Annotated in this window: 7 protein-coding genes; all 7 read left to right on the top strand. The window is 44.9% G+C overall.

What is annotated here, in order from left to right; translation table 11 throughout:
- Positions 1–182: hypothetical protein (locus B5F78_RS17405; protein ID WP_204502738.1), on the top strand; the 182-nt coding region annotated here is incomplete at its 5' end.
- Between the two features lie 289 nt (positions 183–471).
- Positions 472–849: a YccF domain-containing protein gene (locus tag B5F78_RS15480; RefSeq protein ID WP_087251549.1), complete on the top strand. Its 378-nt coding sequence runs from the start codon at positions 472–474 to the stop codon at positions 847–849.
- A gap of 5 nt (positions 850–854) precedes the next feature.
- Positions 855–1,646 (top strand): inositol monophosphatase family protein, encoded by a 792-nt coding sequence (locus B5F78_RS15475; RefSeq protein ID WP_087407155.1) that lies wholly within the window; start codon positions 855–857, stop codon positions 1,644–1,646.
- A gap of 68 nt (positions 1,647–1,714) precedes the next feature.
- A complete protein-coding gene (locus B5F78_RS15470) occupies positions 1,715–2,380 on the top strand; it encodes a DUF2461 domain-containing protein (protein WP_022039488.1) in 666 nt (221 codons plus the stop codon).
- Positions 2,381–2,414: 34 nt separating this feature from the next.
- Positions 2,415–2,870, top strand: coding sequence for a YhcH/YjgK/YiaL family protein (locus B5F78_RS15465; protein WP_022039489.1), 456 nt, complete (start codon positions 2,415–2,417; stop codon positions 2,868–2,870).
- Positions 2,871–2,874: 4 nt separating this feature from the next.
- On the top strand, positions 2,875–4,884 hold the full coding sequence (locus tag B5F78_RS15460) for an alpha amylase C-terminal domain-containing protein (RefSeq protein WP_022039490.1): 2,010 nt from the start codon (positions 2,875–2,877) through the stop codon (positions 4,882–4,884).
- 68 nt (positions 4,885–4,952) lie between these two features.
- Positions 4,953–6,104, top strand: coding sequence for a DUF6057 family protein (locus tag B5F78_RS15455; protein WP_087251551.1), 1,152 nt, complete (start codon positions 4,953–4,955; stop codon positions 6,102–6,104).
- The last annotated feature ends 373 nt before the right edge of the window (positions 6,105–6,477 follow it).

The following is a 6,477-nucleotide window of genomic DNA, read 5'->3' as shown; positions in this document are numbered from 1 at the left end:
TTTATCGTGCGATGATTTGGGATGAGTTTTTGAGGCATTTTCGCTTTTGTGATGAGGAAGATAGCGGGCTATCTGACGAAGAACAGGAGCGGAAAGGACCAAAAAATCGTCCAAAGCACACACGAAAACGGATACATCAAGCCAAGAAAAACTTTTTGGAAAAATTCAAAACAGCTTCTTAGAAACTGCTTTGGATTTATCGTGTGTTGATTGGGGAGGAGAGACGCAAAATCTTGTGTCTTTACTATGAGGAAGATAGTGGGGGTATCTGACGAAGAACAGAAACGGAAAGGACCCCCAAATTACCTAGAGCACACACGAAAACGAATACATCAAGATGAGAAAAACTTTTTGGAGAAATTCGAAATAGTTTTTTACCATATTTGTATGCCGATTCAAGGATTATGATAAAACCAGGGAGAGTGGTTGGCTATAACTCCCAAACGCATTAACGGAAAAATAGAATAAAGAATGAGAATCATCGGAAATTTATTGTGGTGGCTCTTTGGCGGACTGGAAGCCGCAATCGGATATTTTACAGGCAGCCTGGCTATTGCCTGTACCATCATCGGTATACCGGTTGCCTTGCAAACATTCAAGATTGGGCTGCTCTGCCTGTGGCCTTTCGGTGCAGAAGTAAAGGATACGGAATCACCTATGGGATGCATTCGTATCCCACTCAACCTGTTATGGATTATTTTCGGTGGGCTAATGGCATGGATTATGCACATTTTCTTTGGCTTATTGCTTTTCATCACTATTATCGGCATCCCTTTTGCCAAACAACATTTCAAGATGGCAAAGTTATCCTTGGCACCGTTTGGCAAAGATGTGTCACTCAATCTATGAATACAATGATGGATTTAACATTACTTACCGAAAAAGTTCGCGCTGTGGCTATCGAGGCTGGTGCATTTATTCGTGAAGAACGGAAGAAATTCGACTGGAATGCTGTCGAGAAGAAACACGCACACGACTATGTGTCATACGTAGATAAGGAGTCAGAGAAACGTCTCGTATCCAGTCTCAATGAATTACTTCCAGAAGCAAGTTTCATTGCAGAAGAAGGAAGTATGCCTCAAAACGAAAATGCGCCATATTGTTGGCTGGTTGACCCGCTGGACGGCACCACTAACTTCATTCACAACAATGCTCCCTATTGCGTCAGCATTGCTTTGCGTGACCAAAAGGAATTGCTACTGGGCGTGGTTTACGAAATCACACATGACGAATGTTATTGGACCTGCAAAGGATCCGCTTCGTACTTGAACGGAAACAAGATACACGTGTCACAAGTAAACGCATTGGAAGATGCTTTTATTGCCTTAGGCTTTCCTTACGACTCGGACGCTTACAAGCCCATAGCCATACATTTGGTCGACTGCCTTTATGGGTACGTAGGAGGATTGCGTCTGATGGGGGCTGCGGCAGTCGAGTTGTGTTATGTGGCAGCTGGACGCTTTGAGGCTCGTATTGAGGCTTTTCTGGGACCGTGGGACATTGCAGCAGGTGCTCTTATCCTGCAAAACGCAGGAGGCCAGGTAACCGACTTCAAGGGAGGAAATACGTACCATTCCGGACGGCAAGTCCTGGCTTCCAACGGTAAAACACACACCGAATTGTTGAATATCCTTGGCGAGTGGTAAAATACTTCCGCTTTGTTGGCTTATTTCCAACTTTTTTTGTATGTTTGTGTCACCAAAAAAGAAAGGACATGAACATATCAGAGATAATAGAGTTTCTGAAACAACTGGCGGCGAACAACAACCGAATTTGGTTTCAGGAACATAAGGCGGAATATTTGCATGTACAGGAAATGTTTAACGAACTGCTTGCCGCGCTTATCGCACGTATCGCTGTGTTCGATAAAAGCGTGGCACATGTCCGTCCGCAAGATTGTACTTACCGCATTTACCGCGACATTCGTTTCTCCTCAGACAAGTCGCCTTACAAGCGGCACATCGGTGGATATATTAATGCCAAAGGCAAAAAATCAAATCATTGTGGTTATTACATCCACTTGGAGCCAGGTAATTGCATGTTGGCAGGAGGTAGCTGGTGTCTGCCGGCAAATGTGCTGAAGGCCGTCCGGCAGTCGGTGTACGACAACATTGACGAATTCCGCGCCATTGTAGAAGCCCCTGCTTTCAGACGGTATTTCCCCGTTATCGGCGAAGAGCACTTGAAAACCCTGCCAAAAGGATTTCCCAAAGACTTTCCTTATCCCCAGTATCTCTGTTGTAAGGATTATTCGGTGTCTTATCGGGTATCAGACAACTTTTTTGAAGTTCCCGATTTTTTGGAACAGACTGCTGAAGTGTTTAGGCAAATGAAGCCTTTTGCTGATTTTACTAACTTTACGATAGACGATTTTGAGTAATTTCTATTATCAAACCTTATAAAACGATACGACTATGGTTGTCGACAAACTGGAAAACATGGAAAAATATGTGTCGTTGAACCCGCTGTTCGCCGATGCATTGGCTTTTTTGAAAGCAACCGACCTAAATGCCCACGAATTGGGCAAAATGACTCTGAAAGAAGGTGAACTCACCGTCAACTTTTCGCAAACCCGTCCAAAAACGAAAGAAGAGGCGAAGCTGGAGACCCACAACAACTTTATCGACATTCAAATCCCGCTTTCGGGAGTGGAGCTGATGGGTTACATGCCGCGCACCGACTTGCCCGAAGAAGAATACAATGCGGAAAAAGATATTACCTTCTATAAGGGCTTGGCACCTGACTACCTGACCGTGAAGCCAGGCATGTTCGCCATTTTCTTTCCTGAAGACGCGCATGCGCCCGGCGTAACCCCCGATGGAGTGAAAAAAATTATCATAAAAGTAAAAGCAAACAGATTAAAAGGCTAATACCATGGACGAAGAATTGAATATCATTAAGAACGACCCTTGGCTGGAACCATACAAGGATGCCATCACAGGCAGACACCAGCATGCCATTGACAAGGAAAAGGAACTGACTGGAAAGAAGACCCTGGCAGACTTCGCTACCGGGCATCTTTATTTTGGACTTCATCACACCGAAAAAGGATGGACTTTTCGCGAGTGGGCTCCCAATGCTACTGCTATCTACCTTATCGGTGATTTCAACGGCTGGCAGGAACAACCCAAGTTCAAATTGAGGAAAGTAAAGAATAGTGGAAACTGGGAAATCAATCTGCCGGAAAAAGCCATGAAGCACGGCGACCTGTACAAGCTGAAAGTGTATTGGGAAGGCGGATGTGGCGAACGCATTCCTGCGTGGGCTACCCGTGTGGTGCAGGATGACGAAACCAAAATATTCAGTGCGCAGGTGTGGAACCCAAGCAAACCTTACAAGTTCAAGAAAAAAGTCTTCAATCCCAATATCTCGCCCCTGATGATTTACGAATGCCACATCGGTATGTCGCAGGACGCCGAGAAAGTGGGCACATACAACGAATTCCGCGAAAATGTGCTTCCGCGTGTGGTAAAAGACGGTTACAACTGTATTCAAGTCATGGCCATTCAGGAACATCCTTATTATGGAAGTTTCGGCTATCACGTATCAAGCTTTTTTGCACCTTCTTCCCGTTTCGGAACGCCTGAAGAACTGAAGCAACTTATCGACACAGCTCACCAAATGGGCGTGGCAGTCATCATGGACATTGTGCACTCTCATGCCGTAAAGAATGAAGTGGAAGGATTGGGCAACTTTGCCGGAGACCCTTGCCAGTATTTCTACCAAGGCGACCGCCGAGAGCATCCGGCTTGGGACTCGCTCTGCTTCGATTATGGAAAGAATGAAGTGCTTCACTTCTTGCTGTCCAATTGCAAGTACTGGCTGGATGAGTTCCATTTCGATGGGTTCCGGTTCGATGGTGTTACTTCGATGCTTTATTACAGCCACGGTCTGGGAGAGGCGTTCTGTAGCTATGAAGATTATTTCAACGGCCATCAGGACGACAATGCTATCTGTTACCTCACATTGGCAAACAAATTGATACATCAGGTGAATCCGCGTGCCATTACTATTGCTGAGGAAGTGTCGGGTATGCCGGGGCTGGCAGCACCCTTCGCCGATGGAGGCTACGGCTTCGACTATCGTATGGCAATGAACATTCCTGACTACTGGATAAAAATCATCAAGGAACGCCGTGATGAGGACTGGAAACCTTCCAGCATGTTTTGGGAAGTAACTAACCGCAGAAAAGATGAGAAGACCATCTCGTACTGCGAAAGTCACGACCAGGCATTAGTGGGTGACAAAACCATTATCTTCCGGTTGATAGACGCGGACATGTACTGGCATTTCCGCATCGGCGATGAAAACGGTACTGTAGAACGGGGTATCGCCCTGCACAAAATGATACGCCTGCTTACGGCATCTACCATTAACGGTGGATACTTGAATTTCATGGGTAATGAGTTCGGTCATCCGGAATGGATTGACTTCCCACGTGAAGGCAATGGTTGGTCGTATAAATATGCCCGCCGTCAGTGGCACCTGGTAGATGACCCAACTTTATGTTACCACTATCTGGGCGATTTCGACGCAGCCATGGTACACCTTATCGAAAGTGTAAAGAACATCCAGAAGACTGATGTCATAGAAGTATGGCACAATGATGGAGACCAAGTATTGGCTTACCGTCGGAAAGACCTGATATTCGTATTTAATTTCAACCCGACCCGCTCGTTCACCGACTATGGATTTCTGGTTCCGAGAGGCGAATATCATGTGGTGTTGAATACAGACAGTAAGGAATTCGGTGGCTTTGGATTTGCTGATGATACAGTAGCCCATTTCACCTGCGCCGACCCGCTGTACGCGAAAGAAAAGAAAGAATGGCTTAAGCTCTACATTCCTGCCCGTTCGGCTGTAGTACTCAAACGCCAGAAATAAACTAAAGGAGGCGTGTCTGGGCAAGTTCCAAGGCACACCTCCTTATTTTACTAGAACCCCGTAGAGATATGAGTGAATACATCCATACCGCATACAAAAAAACTGCTCGCATACAGACTGTCGTATGCGGTCTTCTTTTTTCTGCATTTAGCTTTACCTACCTATATGTTTTCCAGAGCGATATCCTGGAAGCGTTGCATTTTTCATTAGCTCACGGCAAAACACATTTTGCCCCTTTGGCAAGTGCCATTATCATCACCGTTATTTTATTGTTACTGCGCTGGGGTGTCAACAGCCTGCTAGGCTTGAAGGGTAATGTGCGTGCTTTATCTTATTTTCCTTCCTGCCTTATTTTAGGCGCATTGACCGATGTGGGAAAAGATGTCTACACTGGCGGTTACCATACTTTCTGGGGCTGGATGCTCCCGCTTGTACTGATGATTTACATTGCAGTGGCATATTGGCTGCGCCGTATCTTCCGCAATCAGCTAAATCACGAAAACAATCCTATCATCCTTATGAATTGCAATATACTGATAGTGATAGTACTCTGTTTGATGGCTGCGCTTATCGGAAATACCAATCGTGCTTTCCATCACGAACTGGAAGCCGAACATCATTTACGTTTACGGCAGTATCAGCAAGTCTTAAAGGCAGGAGAAAAATCGCTGGATGCTTCCCGGACGTTAACCGTACTTCGTTCAATAGCTCTCTCTCATACCGGTGAGCTGGGCAAACGCCTTTTTACTTTCCCGCAGCATTACCGATCTGGCGGATTATTTTTTGCCGATGACTCCACTCAGACCTATCGCTATACTAACGATTCCATCTATTATCTGCTAGGCGTACGGCCATATGCAGGCGAAAAGTGGCTGACTTTCTTGCAAAACATCTGCTACAAAGGTACGGGAAAATACACAGCTCTAGATTATTATCTCTCGGCTCTATTGCTCGAAAAAGATTTGGATACGTTTGTTAAGGCTGTGAATGACCTCTATGAAATTGAGGAGGAGCTGCCTCGCCATTACAGCGAAGCCCTGTTGATTTATCGAGACTCACATCCCGAATACCCAGTGCAAATAACCGACAGCACCTTGGTCAAACGTTACATTACATACAGGGAACGTCAAGTTGGATTCACCTCATACACAGAGGAACGGAATAGAATGCGCCGTGAGTTTGGCGACACCTATTGGTGGTACTTCGACTACCAGGAATAACCAGATTCGTACTTGTAGAAATTCAAAATAGTTTCTTAATCCTCAAACAGAGCAATAAGAGAGTATTTTTAATTTTTCCGATAAATTTGTTTAGCGGATATGATCAATGTATGATTGAAAGGTTCAGTATCTGTTTCAGACTGTCTTCCTTTTACGTTCTCCATTCCAAGAAAGTACGGTTTTGGGACGGAAACTATAAAAGGTAACCATACTATTTTCCGCCACGACAATTTTATCGGCTGTTTTTCAGCCGATAAAATAAAAGTAAGCATTCGATAAACTACAGTCATTAAATATCTATATAATGATAGCGACTGTTACTATTGGATTCATAGTGACAGTCGCTATAGTTTTGTTGAACCTGTATGTTGAC

The sequence above is a fragment of the Bacteroides sp. An279 genome (genome assembly GCF_002159615.1).
Lineage (GTDB): Bacteria > Bacteroidota > Bacteroidia > Bacteroidales > Bacteroidaceae > Phocaeicola > Phocaeicola intestinalis.
This window is presented reverse-complemented; position numbering and strand designations above follow the sequence as displayed.